This is a genomic window from Parasphingorhabdus pacifica (assembly GCF_054779195.1).
In genome coordinates, this window is the sequence record NZ_BAAGYS010000004.1 from 194385 (window position 1) to 212086 (window position 17702).

17 protein-coding genes are annotated in these 17702 nt (G+C 67.5%); 7 read left to right on the top strand and 10 right to left on the bottom strand.

Annotated elements, in window-relative coordinates; genetic code table 11:
* Window positions 1-82: 82 nt before the first annotated feature.
* On the bottom strand, window positions 83-1327 hold the full coding sequence (locus ACYVAN_RS04910; protein WP_460956094.1) for a class I SAM-dependent RNA methyltransferase: 1245 nt from the start codon (window positions 1325-1327) through the stop codon (window positions 83-85).
* Complete coding sequence (locus tag ACYVAN_RS04915) at window positions 1324-3330, bottom strand: APC family permease (protein WP_460956095.1); 2007 nt, start codon at window positions 3328-3330, stop codon at window positions 1324-1326. The genes ACYVAN_RS04910 and ACYVAN_RS04915 overlap by 4 nt, the downstream gene beginning before the upstream one ends.
* A gap of 240 nt (window positions 3331-3570) precedes the next feature.
* Here ACYVAN_RS04915 and ACYVAN_RS04920 point away from each other — a divergent pair, with 240 nt between their 5' ends.
* Entirely contained in the window at window positions 3571-4236 is a 666-nt protein-coding gene (locus ACYVAN_RS04920) for a potassium channel family protein (RefSeq protein ID WP_460956096.1), read from the top strand.
* Entirely contained in the window at window positions 4236-4895 is a 660-nt protein-coding gene (locus tag ACYVAN_RS04925; protein ID WP_460956097.1) for a potassium channel family protein, read from the top strand. Before ACYVAN_RS04920 ends, ACYVAN_RS04925 begins: the two co-directional genes overlap by 1 nt.
* A gap of 103 nt (window positions 4896-4998) precedes the next feature.
* On the opposite strand, the gene ACYVAN_RS04930 is transcribed toward ACYVAN_RS04925, so the two are convergent.
* The 4 genes from ACYVAN_RS04930 to dut all read right to left on the bottom strand — a co-directional run bounded on the left by ACYVAN_RS04930 (window position 4999) and on the right by dut (window position 7553).
* Window positions 4999-5739 (bottom strand): DUF3159 domain-containing protein, encoded by a 741-nt coding sequence (locus ACYVAN_RS04930; RefSeq protein ID WP_460956098.1) that lies wholly within the window; start codon window positions 5737-5739, stop codon window positions 4999-5001.
* A 59-nt stretch (window positions 5740-5798) separates the two neighbouring features.
* The gene (locus ACYVAN_RS04935; RefSeq protein ID WP_460956099.1) at window positions 5799-6176 is read right to left on the bottom strand and encodes an OB-fold nucleic acid binding domain-containing protein; all 378 of its coding nucleotides are present in this window, start codon (window positions 6174-6176) and stop codon (window positions 5799-5801) included.
* A 237-nt stretch (window positions 6177-6413) separates the two neighbouring features.
* On the bottom strand, window positions 6414-7055 hold the full coding sequence (locus ACYVAN_RS04940; protein WP_460956100.1) for a DUF3710 domain-containing protein: 642 nt from the start codon (window positions 7053-7055) through the stop codon (window positions 6414-6416).
* A 3-nt stretch (window positions 7056-7058) separates the two neighbouring features.
* On the bottom strand, window positions 7059-7553 hold the full coding sequence (dut, locus tag ACYVAN_RS04945) for a dUTP diphosphatase (protein WP_460956101.1): 495 nt from the start codon (window positions 7551-7553) through the stop codon (window positions 7059-7061).
* A gap of 24 nt (window positions 7554-7577) precedes the next feature.
* Between dut and ACYVAN_RS04950 the strand changes: the two genes are divergently transcribed.
* Window positions 7578-8099, top strand: a complete 522-nt coding sequence (locus tag ACYVAN_RS04950) for a DUF3093 domain-containing protein (protein WP_460956102.1) — start codon at window positions 7578-7580, stop codon at window positions 8097-8099.
* Between the two features lie 364 nt (window positions 8100-8463).
* Here ACYVAN_RS04950 and ACYVAN_RS04955 read toward each other — a convergent pair whose 3' ends face one another.
* Window positions 8464-8766 carry a DUF4193 domain-containing protein gene (locus ACYVAN_RS04955; protein WP_460956104.1) on the bottom strand — a complete coding sequence of 101 codons (303 nt, stop codon included), beginning with the start codon at window positions 8764-8766 and terminating at the stop codon, window positions 8464-8466.
* A 475-nt stretch (window positions 8767-9241) separates the two neighbouring features.
* On the opposite strand from ACYVAN_RS04955, the gene cei reads away from it, so the two are divergent.
* Window positions 9242-9961 (top strand): envelope integrity protein Cei, encoded by a 720-nt coding sequence (gene cei, locus ACYVAN_RS04960; protein WP_460956106.1) that lies wholly within the window; start codon window positions 9242-9244, stop codon window positions 9959-9961.
* Between the two features lie 99 nt (window positions 9962-10060).
* On the opposite strand, the gene ACYVAN_RS04965 is transcribed toward cei, so the two are convergent.
* Complete coding sequence (locus ACYVAN_RS04965; RefSeq protein ID WP_460956108.1) at window positions 10061-10879, bottom strand: inositol monophosphatase family protein; 819 nt, start codon at window positions 10877-10879, stop codon at window positions 10061-10063.
* 75 nt (window positions 10880-10954) lie between these two features.
* Between ACYVAN_RS04965 and ppgK the strand changes: the two genes are divergently transcribed.
* The 3 genes from ppgK to ACYVAN_RS04980 all read left to right on the top strand — a co-directional run bounded on the left by ppgK (window position 10955) and on the right by ACYVAN_RS04980 (window position 14153).
* Window positions 10955-11716: a polyphosphate--glucose phosphotransferase gene (gene ppgK / locus ACYVAN_RS04970; RefSeq protein WP_460956110.1), complete on the top strand. Its 762-nt coding sequence runs from the start codon at window positions 10955-10957 to the stop codon at window positions 11714-11716.
* A gap of 225 nt (window positions 11717-11941) precedes the next feature.
* Complete coding sequence (locus ACYVAN_RS04975) at window positions 11942-13348, top strand: RNA polymerase sigma factor (RefSeq protein WP_460956112.1); 1407 nt, start codon at window positions 11942-11944, stop codon at window positions 13346-13348.
* Between the two features lie 619 nt (window positions 13349-13967).
* Window positions 13968-14153: a DUF7455 domain-containing protein gene (locus tag ACYVAN_RS04980; RefSeq protein WP_460956114.1), complete on the top strand. Its 186-nt coding sequence runs from the start codon at window positions 13968-13970 to the stop codon at window positions 14151-14153.
* Window positions 14154-14381: 228 nt separating this feature from the next.
* On the opposite strand, the gene ACYVAN_RS04985 is transcribed toward ACYVAN_RS04980, so the two are convergent.
* Together ACYVAN_RS04985 and ACYVAN_RS04990 are read right to left on the bottom strand one after the other, a co-directional pair.
* Complete coding sequence (locus ACYVAN_RS04985; protein WP_460956116.1) at window positions 14382-15599, bottom strand: cysteine desulfurase-like protein; 1218 nt, start codon at window positions 15597-15599, stop codon at window positions 14382-14384.
* Between the two features lie 224 nt (window positions 15600-15823).
* Complete coding sequence (locus ACYVAN_RS04990) at window positions 15824-17599, bottom strand: DEAD/DEAH box helicase (RefSeq protein ID WP_460956118.1); 1776 nt, start codon at window positions 17597-17599, stop codon at window positions 15824-15826.
* Between the last annotated feature and the right edge of the window lie 103 nt (window positions 17600-17702).

Genomic DNA, 17702 nt, shown 5'->3' on the forward strand with positions numbered 1-17702 from the left:
TCGAGCCATGCCGGTCGGCAGCGGCTCGCCACCGACGACGGTGTTCCCGTCGACAGCGTTCCCCTCGACCGGACGCGACAGGTCAGTCCCGGCGTTCGACCACGGCCACGCACTCGACGTGATGGGTCATGGGAAACGCGTCGAACGCTTCCAGCTCGACCAAGTGGTAACCGTGATCCCGGAACAGCCCGAGATCACGAGCCAGCGCTGCGGGGTCGCACGCCACGTGCACGATCCGTTCCGGACCGCGCGCGCACATCGCCTCGACGATCTCCCGCCCCGCACCCTTTCTAGGCGGATCCAGCACGATCACGTCCGGCGCGTCCAGCTCCTCGTCGGTCAGCACCTTCTCCACCATGCCCGCCCGGAACGCGACCTGCGGCAGATCGCGCAGGTTCGACACGGCGTCCTCGGTTGCCCGCTCGGAGGACTCCACCACCAGGATCGAACCGCTCGGGCCGACCTGTTCGGCGAGCACGGCCGCGAACAGCCCCACACCGCCGTAGAGATCCCAGGCCGTCCCGCCGTCCGGAACCCGAGCCATGCGGGCGACCGACGCGGCGAACAAGTCCGCGGCCTCCGGGTGCACCTGCCAGAAGCCGTGGGCGTCCAGCTCCCAGCTGCGTCCCACCGCCCGCTCGTGCGCGACACCGGAGCCCTGGACACGCTTGGAAACCATCGGGCCACGCCTCTCCCGACGGCGATCCGGCCTGCGCTGGTGAGTGGTCACGTGCACCTCACCGGCGTCGTCCTTGGCCACCTCGATCTCGGCGCCCTTCGGCCACCGCCGATCGGTCACCTCGTCGAGCGCACCGGGAACCGTGATCGGGCAGTCCTCGATCGGGATCACCCGGTGGCTCCGATTCGCCCGGAACCCAGGCCGGCCCTGCGGGTCCACCGCCAGACGCACCCGGCTGCGCCAACCCAGCAGTCCCCCGGGAAGTTCCTGAACGCGCACGGGATACTCGATCCCCGCGATCCGTTGCAGCTGCTCCGCGATCACGGCTTCCTTCAGCTCGCGCTGGGTCTCGGCCGACGCGTGCTGCCAGTCGCAACCGCCACACCGATCCTTGCCGCGAGCCATGTCCGCGAGCGGGCACGGCGGTGTGACCCGCCCCGCTGCCGCCACCTCGACCTCGACGGCATCGGCACGGCAGAAGCTCCCGCCCGTGTCATCGGTGATCTCGGCGAGCACCACCTCACCCGGCAACGCGTGCCGGACGAAAACCACACGCCCCTCGTGGCGGGCGACGCAATGCCCGCCGTGGGCTACCGATCCGACTTCCAGTCGGAGGCGCTGACCGGTCCAATCCGGTTTCCCGGTCACTTCTGATCATTCTCCTTCATGTCTTCGCCGCGTCCTCTCCGCACCACGCTCGGAACCTCACGGCCCCGCTTCTTCGCCCGCGCCGACGACGCAAGCTGCCACGGCACGCTGGTGACCATCACGCCCGGCTCGAAGAGCAGACGGGCCTTGATCCGCAGCGCACTCTGGTTGTGCAGCAATTGCTCCCACCAATGCCCGAGCACGTACTCGGGAATGAACACCGTGACCACGTCGCGTGGGCTGTTGCGGCGGATCCGCTTCACGTACTCCAGCAGCGGACGGGTCACTTCGCGATAGGGGGATTCGATCACCTTCAGGGGAACCGACAGATCTTCGGCGTCCCACTCCGACGTCAGCACGCGGGTGCCCTCGTCGTCCACGTTGACCGTAACCGCCTCCAGCGTATCCGGACGCGTCGCCCGGGCGTAGGCGAGCGCACGCAACGTCGGCAGGTGCACCTGGGACACGAGAACGATCGCATAGTTCCGCGACGGCAGGACGGCAGGCTCGTCCCGCCGCGTGAGTTCCTCGGCCACCCGGTCGTAGTGCTTGCGGATCGCGGTCATCAAACCGTAGAAGACGATCATCGCCCCCACCGCGATCCACGAACCCTTGGCGAACTTGGTCGTCAAAACGATCAGCAGCACGGAACCGGTCATCAGCAGACCGAACGTGTTGATGGCCTGCGCCCGGCGCATGCGCCGCCGCTCGGCGGGAGCTGACTCCTCCCGCAGCGCTCGCTGCCAGTGCCGCACCATTCCCGCCTGCCCGATGGTGAAGGACACGAAAACACCGACCACGTACAGATGGACCAGGCGAGTCACCTCGGCATCGAAAATCCACACCAGCAGCCCGGCGAACGCCGCGAGAAAGAGGATGCCGTTCGAAAACGCCAGGCGGTCACCCCTGGTATGCAGCTGCCTCGGCAGGAAGCGATCCTGAGCCAGGATCGACCCCAGCACCGGAAAACCGTTGAAAGCCGTGTTCGCGGCCAGGATCAGGATGACCGCCGTCGCCCCCGTGACGAAGTACGCCCCCGCCGGAAATCCGTCGAAGACCGCGTTCGCGATCTGCGCGATCATCGTCTTCTGGTCGTATCCCGGTGGCGCGTCCACGATTTGCGCAGCCGGGTTCTCGGCCATCCGCACGCCTGTCAGCTGGGCGAGGAAGATCAGCCCCATCAGCATCGTGACCGAGATGGTCCCCATCAACAGCAGCGTCTTGGCCGCGTTGCGCGGCTTCGGCTTGCGGAACGCGGGCACACCGTTGCTGATCGCCTCGACACCGGTCAGTGCGGCCGCGCCCTGCGAGAAGGCCCGCAGCACGAGGAACACGAACGCGGCCCCGGCGATCTGCGAATCGTCCGGCAGGATCTCGACCGAGGCGCTCTCGGCCCGCATCCGCTCATCCAGCACCAGCGCCCGGACCAGCCCGTAGGCGATCATCCCGAGCACACCGACGAGGAACGCGTAGACCGGGAAGGCCATGAACCCCCCGGATTCACGCACCCCGCGCAGACTGATGGCGGTGAGAACGGCGATCGCGGCCAACGCGAAAGCGACCTTGTGCGTGGCCACGAACGGCACGAGCGAACCGATGTTCGCGGCAGCCGACGAGATGGAAACCGCGACCGTCAGCGTGTAATCGACCATCAGAGCACTCGCAACGGTCAGCCCCGCACGATGCCCCAGGTTGACCTTGGCGACCTCGTAGTCGCCACCACCAGACGGGTAGGCGCGAACGTTCTGCCGGTAGCTCGCGACCACCGTGAGCATGACGATCGCGACCATCGCCCCCACCCACGGGGTGAGGGTGTAGGCGGAGAGCCCCGCCACCGACAACACCAGGAAGATCTCTTCCGGTGCGTAGGCCACCGACGACATGGCGTCCGTGGCGAACACCGGCAACGCGAGTCGCTTCGGCAGCAGCGTGTGGGACAGCCGGTCGCTGCGGAAGGGCCGACCGACCAGCAGGCGCTTGGTCGTGGTCACGAGCTTGGACACGGCACAGAGCGTAAGCGCTATGCCTCACCGCGCTCGCCAACGGCCTGCCCCCACGCGAAAGTCGTCGCTCGATCGCCCGCCAGGCGCCCACCACACCCCTACCGGTACGGTGCATCCGCCGCCCGCAGCGCCCGGTGAACAGATCGAGCGACCCGAAACGCAGCCTTCAGCCGCAGCCACGGGTACGGTCGCTCTGCGACCGGAAAATCGGCGCAACGGACCGCAACGAGGAGACAGGTCGTGCACGTCGTGATCATGGGGTGCGGCCGGGTCGGGGCTTCCCTGGCCGCAGCACTGCAACGGCTCGATCACACGGTCGCCGTAGTGGACAAGAACAGCCAGGCCTTCCACCGCCTGGGCAAGGACTTCCGAGGCCAACAGGTCACCGGCAACGGGTTCGACCGGGACGTTCTCGCCGAAGCGGGCATCGAGAAGGCGGCTGCCTTCGCCGCCGTGTCGAACGGCGACAACTCCAACATTGTCGCGGCCCGAGTGGCGCGGGAAACCTTCGGCGTCGAACACGTCGTCGCGCGCATCTACGACCCCAAGCGCGCCGCGGTGTACGAGCGCCTGGGTATTCCGACGGTGGCCACGGTCCCGTGGACCACCGACCGGTTCCTGCGCATGCTGCTTCCGGAAGGCATCGCCACCGAGTGGCGCGAACCATCCGGAACGGTGGCAGTCCTGCAGCTGCCACTGCACGACGAGTGGATCGGGCACCGGGTCACCGAACTGGAGAAGACCGTCGGCGCACGGGTCGCATTCATCATGCGATTCGGCATCGGGGTCCTTCCCGATTCCCAGACGGTCGTCCAAGCCGACGACATCATCTACGTCGCCGCGCTGTCCGGCACCGTCACCGATGTGACCGCCGCGGCCCTGCGGGCACCTGAGGAGAGCGAATAATGCGCATCGCTATCGCAGGAGCCGGAGCGGTGGGGCACTCCATCGCGGGTGAGCTCCTCGACGGTGGCCACGAGGTCATGCTCATCGAACGGAGCACCGAGAACTACCGCCCGAGGAGCCTCCCCAAGGCCGAATGGGTGCTCGCCGACGCCTGTGAGCTGGCCTCACTGGAGGAGTCCGGCCTCGAATCATGTGACGTGGTCATCGCCGCCACGGGTGATGACAAGGTCAACCTCGTGGTCTCGCTGTTGTCCAAGACCGAGTTCGCGGTCCGCAGAGTCGTGGCGCGGGTGAACGACCCGAACAGCGAATGGTTGTTCACCGAGGCTTGGGGCGTGGACGTCGCAGTGTCCACCCCGAGGATGCTCGCGGCGATGGTCGAAGAGGCGGTCAACGTCGGCGACCTCGTCCGCTTGATGACGCTGCGGCAGGGCGAGGCCAACCTCGTGGAGGCCACCCTGCCCGAGAACACACCGCTGGCGGGGCGCCGCGTGAGGGAACTCAAGCTGCCCTCGAACGCAGCCCTGGTCACGATCCTGCGCGGGGGACGAGTGATCGTCCCGCAGCGAGACGATCCGATGGAACCCGGTGACGAGATGCTGTTCGTGGCCGGCGCCGACGTCGAGCAGGAGATCCGCGCGATCATCTACTCCGACTGAACCGCCGCCACTCGCGGCTTCCACGGCGGCACCTCGCGCCGTGGAAGCCGGCAGTCGGGCAGTCGGGCAGTCGGGCAGTCGGGCAGTCGGGCAGTCGGGACGATCAGTACGTCGACGGATTGGGCTGCGCAGCCGGACCACCGGGCGCGCCCTTCTCCACCTCGGCCGCCTGCTCGGCGACCTTCGCCGCCCGCCGGATCGCCCACACCGTCACGACGAGCGCCAGCGCGGTCAGCGGATACCCCATCGCGATCCGGGCGAACGCCAGCCAACCTGTCTCGTCCGCCGCGTAGAGCCACTGCTGAACCACGTACTTGGCGGCGAAGACGATGGTCCACGCGAGCGTGGCGAGATCGTAACCGGTCATCGCCCTGCGGTGCTGCCGCCACGAGAAGCCCAGACCGTTCAGCGCGGACCACGCCACCCCGACCAGCGGCCAACGCACCAGGATCGAGATGAGGAAAGCCCCGCCGTAGATGAGGCTCGTCCAGATCCCCAGCAGGAAGAACCCCTTGGCGTCACCGGAGCGGTAAGCGATGAAGGAGCACACCGCCACCCCGAGGACGCCGGAGAACGCGGGCTGCAACGGCTCCTTGCGCACGATCCGGACCACCGCGATGGCCACCGCGACTCCGACCGCCGCCCAGATCGCCGGCGTCAAACTGATCAACGAATTGACCAGGACGAACACCACGATCGGGACAGCGGAATACGCGAGACCGCTGACTCCGCCCATCTGTTCGAGCAGGGTCTGCTCGGGTGCGGCGGCCCGGTTCTCTCCCGAGCTCTCGGGCTGCTGTCCGCCAGGCGATCCGGATGCCGCGGGATCCTCCGGAGAGGACACGGCTTCCGTCGAACCAGCGGATGGCTCCGGGAGTCGGGACTCGGATGTATCGCGTTCGCTCATGCGGTGTTCTGCAACTCGTAGTAGGGGTTGTACAGCACCTTGCGGCCGTCTCGGACGGCGATCCGGCCGCTGGCCTTCAACGTGCGACCGGGTTCGATACCGGTGATCCGGCGCCGACCCAACCACACCAGCGTGACACCTTCGGTGCCATCGAAAAGCTCCGCTTCCAGCGTCGGTGCCGAAGTCTTGGGCGACAAACCCACGCTCCGCACCCGACCGAGCACCACGGCCTCCTGACCCCGTGTGCAGTCGCAGGCACGCTGGGCGCCCCCAGCCTCCGCCCGCTCCGAGAGGTCATCGGCGTCGAGCTCGCCGACATCACTGGTCAGACGGTGTACAAGGCGGCGCCAGTAACCGCCCCCGATGTTGCTCATCTAGCGCTCCTGCGCCTCGAGGCTCGAATTGCAGCCCATCCACCCCCAGCGTAGCCCGCGGACCTTCGTCGAGTCGTCAACCCTGGGCGGAATTCGACCTTGTCTCGCCCGATCGGGCAGCGAACGATCACCGACGGCGCAATGGGCACAACCGAACGGCGGGCCGCCGAAGCGCGGAGCCGATGGGCGCCACGGCTTCGACGGGCTCTCCGGAGCGGCCCCGCGCCTCCGAACACCTCAGCTCGTCGCCTGCTCGCCGGCCTGCGCCTGCTGGATGTGCTTGGCGATCGACTCGGGTAGTTCGATCGGCAGGGGCGTGCGTACCGGAAGCGGCTCGTCCCCTCGGACGACCACCGTTTCCTCCAGCAGCGCATACAGCAGTTTCGTGCACGCCTCCGAATGCTCGGAGGGCCCTGCCGCGACACCCCGCAACATCCAACGCGGACCGTCGACCCCGACGAAGCGGAGCATGGCCTTCGGGGAGTCGGCCACGATCTCGGCACCCCAGTCACCGATCACCGAATAGACCTTCGCGCCGTCCGCGCGGAGCTGGTCGGCGAGTTCGTTGCTGACCTCCGGCCACAGGTCACTGGTCTTGGGCGCGGCGAATCCGCTGACCGTGATCCGGCCGACGTCGGTGACCAGGTGCACCGCGCGGACCGGGCCGGACGGGTCGACCTCCACCTGCAGCTGACTGCCTTCCGGTACGGGAAACCGCACCGACCCCAGATCCAGACGTTCGACCCCGTCCGAGGGCGCCTCCTGCTCGTCGAAAGGTCCCTTGACGGCGAGTTCCCGGTCGTCCGGTTCGTCGACGTCGGCGAACTGATCCCGTTCGTCCGCCTCCGCGCGCCGCCCGCGACGGCCCCATCCGAACATCCTTCAGACCTCCGTCCTGTGGTCGGCATCGGCCTTCGCCGACACCGTCAGCACCTCGTGCCCGCCGGTGGATCCGTATCCACCGGCTCCCCGCTGCGACTCCGGCAACACATCGACCTCGTGAAACTCGGCCTGTTCGACCTTCTGGACGATCAGCTGCGCGATGCGGTCGCCACGCCGCAACGACAAAGACCTCTCCGGGTCATGATTGATCAAACACACCTTGATTTCACCCCGGTAGCCGGCATCGATCGTCCCCGGCGCGTTCACCACGCCAAGACCGGCCTTGGCGGCCAGGCCGGAGCGGGGGTGGACGAAACCGGCATACCCCTCCGGCAACGCCAACGCGATCCCCGTCCCCACCAGTTCTCGCCGGCCCGGCTCGAGCACGAGATCCGTCGTCGTCATCAGATCGGCACCGGCGTCGCCAGGAGCGGCATAGGTGGGCAGTGGGATGTCTGGGTCAAGGCGAGTCAGCAGGACCTTCACATTGGGCACGGGCCGCGAGACTACCCTGAAGACGTGTCGGAGAACGCAGAAGTGGTCGGCGCCGCCGTGGACACCCCCGGTCAGGCGAACGGGTCCCGGTCCGGGACGTTCCGGGAACGGCTCTACGCGTCCTGGTGGACGTGGCCGCTGCCGTTGATCGCGGCGGCCCTGCTGGCCGCCGAAGTGCACATGGGTTACCCCGGGATCCGGGCCTGGTTGCCCTACCTGGTGTTGGTCCCACTCGCCATCGCAGTGCCGCTCTGGCTGGGCCGCACCAAGGTCGAAGTGACCGACGAACAGGTGCGGGTCGGCGACGCTACCCTGCCACTTCGATTCATCGACGAGGCGGAGACGATCGAGGCGGCGGACAAGCGGGCGGCGCTCGGCCCCGAACTCGACCCGGCGGCGTTCCTCGTCCACCGTCCCTGGATCCGCACCGCCGTCCGGATCTGGCTGGACGACGACAACGACCCCACGCCGTACTGGGTCGTGAGCACCCGCCACCCGGAAAAGCTGGTGGAGGCACTGGCTGCCGAGGCACCGCCACAACGCTGACGTGAGCTGCCGCACCGCTGAACGGAACCGCCCGAGCCGTTCGGTGGAATCGGATTCCCACCTCCGGCTCGGGCCAGTCGGTCATTCGCGGGCGGAATCCATTTACCACACCATCGTGTGAAGATTTCCCACGCGACCTCGTCGGTCCTCGGCGACCTGCCGCCCGCTTCCGGGCCTCGGGAAAAACCAGCCGCCGAATGTCCGAGAGTTCTGCCGAAACGTCACATCGACGACCTGCCACGGTGGGCTGACACACCACAAGGACGAGCCGGGCACACGCCCCCAGCGTGTGCCCGGCTCGTCCTTGTTCTCATGTTCTTCGGCGCCCCTCCCGGAGCCGGTTCTCCGGCCTTTCACCGGTAGGTCAGGCGGCGCAGTCGCGGCAGATGAAGCCGCTGCTGCGCTCTTCGGCCAACCGGCTGCGGTGATGAACGAGGAAACAACTCGAGCAGGTGAACTCGTCCGCCTGCTTCGGAAGCACCTTGACCGTCATCTCTTCACCGGACAGATCGGCGCCCGGTAGCTCGAAGTTCTCCGCGATCTCCGATTCGTCCGCCTCGACGGCGCCGGATTGCGCCTCATTACGCCGCGCCTTCAGCTCTTCGAGCGAGTCCTCTGCCATCTCTTCGGACTCGCTGCGGCGCGGAGCGTCGTAGTCGGTCGCCATCGTGATTCACCCCTGCGATAGTGGAGACTGCAATGGTGTGCCGCTGGTAAACGTTCCAGGGCCCAGTTTTGTGCCCGCGGATTTGCGTGACGGTGATCTCGCTCTGCTGCGCCCCAAGTTCCCCCGAAACGAGCGAGTCGCCTCATCCGTCATGCCCGAGGCGCCGAGAGGGTAGCTCATGCCGACCCTCCCCACTCAGCAGGTCACCCGTAGGTGTGGTGTTTGTTTCATCTACTGATCAGAAGGAACTAGCTGGAACATCCCCCAACTGGGGTGTTCGTTTGTTGCGGGCCTTACCTCCGCGTGGTCCGCTGCTGGCAGCGAACCGGTTCTCGGCCAGCGGACGGGCCCGTCGACAACAACTCCGACACAACGACCCGTCCGCAGCCACATGACAGCTCTGGACCACCTAGGCTGATCACAGCCAGCGATGAACGTTTCCGGATTCCGGCGAGGTCGAGGAGGGTGGCAGGACGTGGCTGCCGCGACTACGAGGTGGGGCCAGCGGGGTCCCCGTTATCGGCGACGCCGGCCGTTGCCCGCGTTGTTCGTGCTTTGCGCCCTCGTGTTGGCGTCCGGGTTCATGTGGACCCAGGTATTCGACTCGCTGGAGGACATCGAGACCGCGACCCGGTGCAACCACCCGAGCCCGCCGAGCACGGCTCCCACCGCCGCAGGCGAGGAACCCGCGGGCGAGAAACCGGTGGCGCTGGGCTCGATGCTGCCCAGGGACGCCCTGAACGAGACCTCACCGATCCCGCCACAGGACATCCCGGTCCGGGTGCTCAACGGGAACGGGGAGAGCAACGAGGCGTCGCTGGTCAGTGAGCAGCTGACCGACCTCGGTTTCGTCGAAGGCGCCGAGGCGGCCGACGACCCCGTGTACACGAACTACGACCTGAACTGCCACGGGCAGATCAGGTTCGGCAAGGACGGGGCGGAAGCCGCCCGCACGCTCAGCCTGGTCGTCCCGTGCGCTCAGCTGGTCCGTGACGAACGGAACGACCCCGGAGTCGACCTCGTACTCGGCGCCGAGTTCGACGACATCAGGACGACCTCCGAAGCCAAACAGGTCCTGCAGGAACTCAAGAACTGGGTCCCGCAACGAGACCGGGAGGGCAGCGCCGCGCAAGAGGCGACACCCCCGCGAATCGGCGACGACCTGATGCAGAAGGCCCGCGACGTGCACTGCTGACCGGGACCGGTCGGCCGCGAGCGCACCGCCGGCCGGGAGCAGGCTCCGGACCTCGCTCCTGGGGCGGAGCCGCCCCAGGAGCGCGTTCGACGAACGAACTCAGACGTCGGCCGCCTCCAGCCTGACCAGAGTGTCCGCGAGTTCGCGCGCCACTCCCCGCGCCGCGCACACGATCGCGCCATCACCGAGACCGTCGGTGGTCCCCGTACCCGGCAGGCGCAGCCACGCACCCGCCTCGACTGCGATCAGCGCACCCGCCGCCCAGTCCCAACGGTTCAGCCCGATCTCGTAGTAGCCGTCGAGCCAGCCCGCGGCCACCGCGCACAGGTCCATCGCGGCCGATCCACTGCGACGAATGTCACGAACCTCACCGAGCAGTCGACCGACCACTTCGGCCTGGGCCTTGCGACGGGGCAGGGAATACGCGAAACCCGTCCCGACCAGCGCGAGGTCGAGCCGCTCCGACGTCGACGCCCGCAGCACCCGTCCGTCGAGAGAGGCACCACCGCCCTCCGATGCGCTCCACACCCGTCCGGACACGGGTTCCACTACCGCACCGGCCACCGAACGACCATCCACCTGGGCGGCCAGCGATACGGCGTACCAGGGAAAACCGTAGAGGTAGTTCACCGTCCCGTCGATCGGGTCGACCACCCAACGGAGACCGTCGAGCGCACCGTCACCGCCTTCTTCCTCACCCAGCACGGACTCGCCCGGGCGCAGCTCCGCCAACCGGTCCCGGACCAGCCGCTCGGCAGCGTGGTCGGCAGCGGTCACGACGTCGGTCTCGGTACTCTTCACGTCCACGGATCCATCGACGACCGCCTGGTCACGCATGGTGCGCGCCAGATCGGCCGCCTCACCCGCGACCTGCACGGCAACCGCCCGCAGGGCTTCCGGTTCCGGAGTTGATGTCAATCCCACATTCACATCGCAACACAGCGCGGTTAAGGTCTCCACACCTCGGTCTGAATCGAATAGGAAGGATCAGGGATGGGAACTGTCCGCGGATTCGGCGTGGACATCGGCGGGTCAGGCATCAAGGGATCCCCGGTCGACATCGACGGTGGCGTGCTGGCCGATGAGCGCATGCGCGTTCCGACTCCACACCCATCGACCCCCGACGCCGTCGCCGACGTCGTCGCCGAAATAGTCGAGAAGTTCGGTTGGACCGGCCCCGTCGGGGTCACCCTTCCCTGCGTGGTCAAGCAGGGAATCGCTCACACGGCGGCGAACATCGATCAAAACTGGATCGGTACAGATGCGCAAGCGATGTTCGCCGAACGGCTCGGCCGCAGCCGCGAGGAGATCGTCGTGCTCAACGACGCCGACGCGGCAGGGCTCGCCGAGATGCGATCCGGCTCCGGAGTCGACCGGGACGGGCTCGTCGTGCTGCTCACCTTCGGCACCGGAATCGGCAGTGCGACGTTCATCAACGGCGAGTTGGTCCCCAACACCGAGTTCGGTCACATCGAGGTCGACGGGCACGATGCCGAGACCCAGGCTGCCGCGTCGGTGAAGGACGAGCTCGAACTTTCTTACCCCGAATGGGCGCCCCGGGTCAGCCGCTACATCCAGGCGGTCGAGAAGTTCCTCTGGCCGGACCTCATCATCGCGGGCGGCGGGGTCAGCAAGAAGCAGCACAAATGGCTTCCGCTCCTGGACACGCGTACTCCGGTGGTAGCAGCGACCCTCAAGAACGACGCGGGCATCGTGGGTGCCGCGACGGCTGCCGCAGACCAGCTCAGGCTCTGAGGAACAACCCGGTCGTGTGCCCCTTTGAGCGTGTACTCCACCTTGCAGCGGAACCGCACTCGCTCGACGCAGTTACAATGGAACACGACCCACCGGATTCACGGCTTCGCGGATGCGCCGAACGGTTCATCTCAGGAGTCTGAACAGTGGGTCGTCCCCGACCTCTGGCGGCCGAGGTTTCGCGCCCTCCGGCCAGCCCTGATCGACCGTCGCGAAAGGGCGTACGTGGCAGCCGCAGAAACCGCAACCCGACGCTCCAGCTCCGCTGCAAATTCTGGCGGTGCCCAGTCCGAGTCGGCCCAGTCCCAGCCGGCCACCTCGAACGAGGAGGCGACCGAGCAGGCTGGCGCCGAGGAGCCGAAGACAACGGCGACCGCTTCCAAGCGAACGGCCAAGAGTTCCACCGGTGCGAAGTCGACCGCCCGCAAGACCGCCGGCAAGACGGCGGCCAAGAAGGGCGCCAAGACTTCGGCGAAGTCGGCCACGGACTCAGCCGGTTCCAAGGGCAACGGCGAGAGCCTGGAGATCGACGAACCGATCGAAACGGATCTGACCTCTCCGGACGTCGGCGATCTCGCCGAAGTCGAAGTGGAGATCCCCGAAGAGCCGACCGTTCCCGAAGACGAAGACGGCAAGACCGACTCCGACTTCGTCTGGGACGAGGAAGAGTCCGAGGCGCTGCGCCAGGCTCGCAAGGATGCCGAGCTGACCGCGTCGGCCGACTCCGTCCGTGCGTACCTGAAGCAGATCGGCAAGGTCGCTCTGCTCAACGCCGAGGAAGAGGTGGAACTCGCCAAGCGCATCGAGGCGGGCCTCTACGGTGCCGAGCGCCTGCGTCAGACCGACGAATCCGAGGAGAAGCTCGCCTTCCAGATGAAGCGCGATCTGCGTTGGATCGTGCGGGACGGCGAGCGTGCCAAGAACCACCTGCTCGAAGCCAACCTCCGGCTGGTCGTGAGTCTCGCCAAGCGCTACACCGGACGTGGTATGGCTTTCCTGGACCTCATCCAGGAGGGCAACCTCGGTCTGATCCGCGCCGTCGAGAAGTTCGACTACACCAAGGGCTACAAGTTCTCCACGTACGCCACTTGGTGGATCCGGCAGGCGATCACCCGAGCGATGGCCGACCAGGCCAGGACCATCCGTATACCGGTCCACATGGTCGAGGTCATCAACAAGCTCGGCCGAATCCAGCGCGAGCTGCTTCAGGATCTGGGCAGGGAGCCCACGCCGGAAGAACTCGCCAAGGAAATGGACATCACCCCGGAGAAGGTGCTGGAGATCCAGCAGTACGCCCGGGAGCCCATTTCGCTCGATCAGACGATCGGTGACGAGGGCGACAGCCAGCTCGGTGACTTCATCGAGGACTCCGAGGCGGTCGTGGCAGTGGACGCGGTGTCGTTCACGCTGCTGCAGGACCAGCTGCAGTCGGTACTGGCAACGCTCTCCGAGCGTGAAGCCGGTGTCGTCCGACTGCGGTTCGGCCTCACCGATGGCCAGCCGCGCACGCTCGACGAGATCGGCCAGGTTTACGGGGTGACCCGTGAGCGGATCCGCCAGATCGAGTCGAAGACGATGTCGAAGCTGCGCCACCCGTCGCGCTCGCAGGTGCTGCGCGACTACCTGGACTGAACCTTCGAACACAATGCCGCTGGCCCGCGACTCGCGGACCAGCGGCATTGTGCGTCCGGGCCCAGCACGCCCGGTCCTACGGCGCGGAGTGCAGGTGCGATGCGCGGACACCCCGGACGGCCGCCGAAACGGCTCCTCAGCAACGCCCCCCACCCGCTGCGGAGGGGTTTCGCGCCGCGGCGAGTTGTCGGCGCTCACGCGGCCGTGTCGTGCTCGCCCCCTCTCGCACAGCGGAAAAACACTCTCCGTGACCTGAAAAATCTCTGTTCGCTTCCAGCGGAACCAACAGCCGCGACAAGATCACAATAATGTGATGTGAAACACGTTCGTACTCACTTCGACGTCCGGAACGAGCTGGCACTCTCGCCTCAACCGGTATTGTTTTGCCTGCTCAGCGGCCACGAACTTGGTGTTGATGACGCTGAGCGACGAGCACTGCTGCAACCGGGTACTCAAACGTGACGACTGTCGCTCCCCGGCGCGGGAACACTGACGCGGGCCCATGCGTCTGGAAGAGTGGAGCCAGCGAACACCGGCCCCGTCGCCAACGGGCCACCGGTGGTCGCAGCAGGATCGAGGGCGTCGGGGAACTCCGACGCCGGGACGGAGGGAGATCACGATGCCTGGAACGCTCACCCGCCCCGAGCTGACCGCCGCCGACCGCTGCGACCGCTGCGGGGCCGCTGCGAAGCTTCGCGCCGTATTGCCATCCGGTGGGGAGCTGCTGTTCTGCGGGCACCACGCCCGTGAGTACGAGTCCGGCTTGCGGGACGTGCAGGCTGACTTGCAGCAGGACGAGCAGTAATTCTCGAAGGAGAGTGGCCCTCGGAGACCTGGTCTCCGAGGGCCACTTCCATTTCTGAGCCCTGAGGGCCCGTCTCCTCCCGGTTCTCCCGGGGTCGGGCTTGTTCCGCCACCCACGCATCCGTCGGCAGCGGAAGTCCCATTCGGGCGGGCCAGTGCGCCCATCAGCTCGAACCCATCAGCTCGAACCCATCAGCCGCAGTTCCGCGTCAGGAGCCGCCTGCGGGGTTCAGCTTGGCCCGGCGAGCTCCCCGAGCGCATCCAGCAGCCTGCGCACGTCCGACTCGTCGTTGTAATGGGACAGGCTCGCCCGCACACCACCGGTCTCGGCCAGTCCCAAGGCGTGCACGGCCTCCCACGCGTAGCAGTGTCCCGCCGAGACGTTCACACCACGTTCCGCGAGCTGTTCGGCCACCGCTTTGGGGTCCACCCCGGGGACCGAGAACAGCGCGGTGGGCGTACACGAGCCCCGGGGCACTCCGTGGCGCACGAGACCCGTCATCTCGGCCAACCCGCCGAAGAGCAGCGCGGCCAGCTTCTCCTCGTGCGCCACGACCGCCGCGCGCGAGGAGGCCAGTCGCTCCCGGCGGCTGCCCACCGCTTCGGGATCCAACCCCGACAGGTGATCCACGGCCGCCGTCACACCGGCCAACGATGCGAACGACTGAGTACCGAGTTCGAAGCGATCCGGCACGTCTTCCGGCGAGGGGATCAGCTTGTCGGGGTGCAACAGCTCCAATGACCAGGAGTCGGCGGCCACCACCGCGGCCACGTGCGGTCCCGCCCACTTGTAGGCACTGGTCGCGTAGAAGTCGATGCCCAGTTCGGAGAGCCGCACATGGGAATGGGGGCAGTGCTGCACCCCGTCCACGTAGGTAAGGGCTCCCACCTCGCGGGCGCGTTCGGCGATCGGCCCCAGGTCCGGAACCGTGCCCAGCAGGTTCGAAGCCGCGGTGACGGCGATGAGCTTGGTGTCCGGACCGATGAGTCCGGTGACCTCGTGAGCGGACAGCTCGCCGGTCTCCGGGTCGAGCGGTGCCGTCCGCACGGTCGCACCGGCGTGCCGGGCCGCTTGCACCCACGGGCGAACGTTCGCATCGTGATCCAACTGGGTCACCACGATCTCGTCGCCGGGCCGCCACCCGGCCGCCAGTACTCCCGCGAACCGGTAGGTCAATGCCGTCATGCTCGCGCCGAACACCACGCAGTCCGAGTCGGGTGCGCCCACGAGATCGGCGACCGCCGCCCTGGCGGCCGACACCGTGTCTGCCGCCCGACGACTGGATTCATGCGAGCCACCCACGTTGGAAACACCGGCGCGGTAGGTCTCGCACACCGCGTCGATGACGGCTTGCGGAACCTGGGTACCTCCCGCCCCGTCCAGCCAGACTCGCCCATCCGCCAGGGCCGGGAACTGCGTCCGGATCTTCTCCACGTCATAAGCCATGCGGAAAGCCTAGGGGGCCGAGCCCCCTGCCCAGAAGATCACTTCCGTCCGAACGTGCCCGATGTTCGAAACGGGGGTCGAACGCCGGAGCCCCAGCACGGACCGCCAGGGTCGCTCAGCAGAGCGGGGGCTTCGGTGACCGGGGCTTTGGGTGACCGGACTTTTCGATGACCGGGGCTTTCGGTGACCGGGGCTTTCGGTGAGCCGTGACCGAGCCTACGAGGTCACCACGAGCGTAGCGTCGCGATGCGTTCTTCCAGCTGCTCGATCGTGGCCATGGCAGTCGGCGGTCCCCCGCAGGACTGGCGCAATTGATTGTGGATCGCACCGTGCGGTTTCTTCGTCCGGTGGTGATGCAGCGACACCAGCGTGTTCAGCTCCTTGCGGAGCCCCTTCAGCCGCTCCTGAACACCCTGCGGCTTGGGCTCGGCCGGTTGTTTCGCCTGTTCGGCGGCCTTCGCCGCCTTGTCGGCCGACTCCCGCTTGCCGACCTCTTCGATCTGCTGTTCCTGCCGCTGCCGTAGCAGCGCCCGCACCTGGTCCGGCTCCAGTAGTCCCGGCAATCCGAGGTAGTCCTGCTCGTCCTCAGCCGAACCGAACGCGGCCGTCCCGAACGAGGACCCGTCGTAGATGACCTGATCGAGCTCGGCTTCCGCACCGAGCGAGGTGAACGCCTTTTCTTCCTCACCGGGCTCGTCGCGGGTCCGGTTGGCTTCGGCCAGCAGCTCGTCTTCCCAGCCGTCCTTCTCCCGGTGCGGTTTGCCGAGCACGTGGTCCCGCTCGGCTTCCAACTCGCTGGCCAGTTCGAGCAACACCGGCACGCTCGGCAGGAAGATGCTCGCGGTCTCCCCCGGCTTCCTCGCTCGCACGAACCGACCGATGGCCTGGGCGAAGAACAGCGGCGTCGAAGCACTGGTGGCGTACACGCCGACGGCCAGGCGCGGAACGTCGACGCCCTCGCTGACCATGCGGACCGCGATCATCCAGCGGTCGTCGGACTCGCTGAACTCGGCGATACGGCCGGACGCCTTCGGGTCGTCCGAGAGCACGACGACCGGTTCGGTGCCGGTCATCCGGTGCAGCGTCTTCGCATACGCCTTGGCGGACGCGTGGTCGCTGGCGATCACGAGCCCCCCGGCATCGGGCATCCCGCCCTGACGGAGCTGGGTGAGGCGCGTGTCCGCAGCGCGCAGCACCGACGGAATCCACTCCCCGGCCGGATCGAGGGCCGTGCGCCACGCCCGCGCGGTCTGCTCGGCTGTGAGCGGCTCGCCGAGCCGGGCGGTGAACTCGTCACCGGCGTTGGTGCGCCACCGAGCCTCGCCCGAGTAGGCGAGGAAGACCACCGGCCGGACCACGCCGTCGCGCAGGGCGTCGGTGTACCCGTAGGAGTGGTCGGCCTTGCTCCGCATCGAGCCGTCCGCGTCCGGCTCGTAGTTGATGAACGGGATGGGCGAATCGTCGCTGCGGAAGGGCGTACCGGTCAGAGCCAGCCGCCGTACCGCCGGAGTGAAGGCTTCTCGGATGGCGTCGCCCCAGGACAACGCGTCTCCCGCGTGGTGCACCTCGTCCAGGATCACCAGGGTTTTCCTGCGTTCGGTACGCACGCGGTGCAGCGTGGGATGGGCGGCCACCTGGGCGTAGGTCGCGACCACGCCCTGGTAATCGCTGGAAGTCGCGCCGTCCGCGTTGCGGAAATTCGGGTCGAGCGCGATCCCCGCGCCTTCCGCCGCAAGCGCCCACTGGTGTTTGAGGTGCTCGGTGGGCGCGACGACCGTGACCGCATCGACAGTCCGGTCGGCCAGCAACTCCGCCGCCACGCGGAGCCCGAACGTCGTCTTACCGGCACCAGGGGTAGCGACCGCCATGAAGTCCTTGGGGCGGTCCATCAGGTAGCGGGTCAGAGCTCTCCGCTGCCACTCGCGCAACGGACGGTTCGAAGCATGTGCGGGGTCGCTGAGAACGGATCGGACGGGATCGTCGACTGGCGTCTCGGACACGCGTTATCGCCGCTCCTTCCTGTGACTTCCCTGCAAGGGTGTGGACGAACATCGCCCACCCGGCGCACTCGGCCCACGCGAGCCCTCGCGGCAACCACCCGGC

Excerpts from the sequence above, each read along its gene's own strand:
- ACYVAN_RS04925 (WP_460956097.1), top strand. The coding sequence starts at position 4,236 with ATGCGCATCGCTATCGCAGGAGCCGGAGCGGTGGGGCACTCCATCGCG.
- ACYVAN_RS04935 (WP_460956099.1), bottom strand. The coding sequence starts at position 6,176 with ATGAGCAACATCGGGGGCGGTTACTGGCGCCGCCTTGTACACCGTCTG.
- ACYVAN_RS04940 (WP_460956100.1), bottom strand. The coding sequence starts at position 7,055 with ATGTTCGGATGGGGCCGTCGCGGGCGGCGCGCGGAGGCGGACGAACGG.
- ACYVAN_RS04955 (WP_460956104.1), bottom strand. The coding sequence starts at position 8,766 with ATGGCGACCGACTACGACGCTCCGCGCCGCAGCGAGTCCGAAGAGATG.
- ppgK (WP_460956110.1), top strand. The coding sequence starts at position 10,955 with ATGGGAACTGTCCGCGGATTCGGCGTGGACATCGGCGGGTCAGGCATC.
- ACYVAN_RS04980 (WP_460956114.1), top strand. The coding sequence starts at position 13,968 with ATGCCTGGAACGCTCACCCGCCCCGAGCTGACCGCCGCCGACCGCTGC.
- ACYVAN_RS04985 (WP_460956116.1), bottom strand. The coding sequence starts at position 15,599 with ATGGCTTATGACGTGGAGAAGATCCGGACGCAGTTCCCGGCCCTGGCG.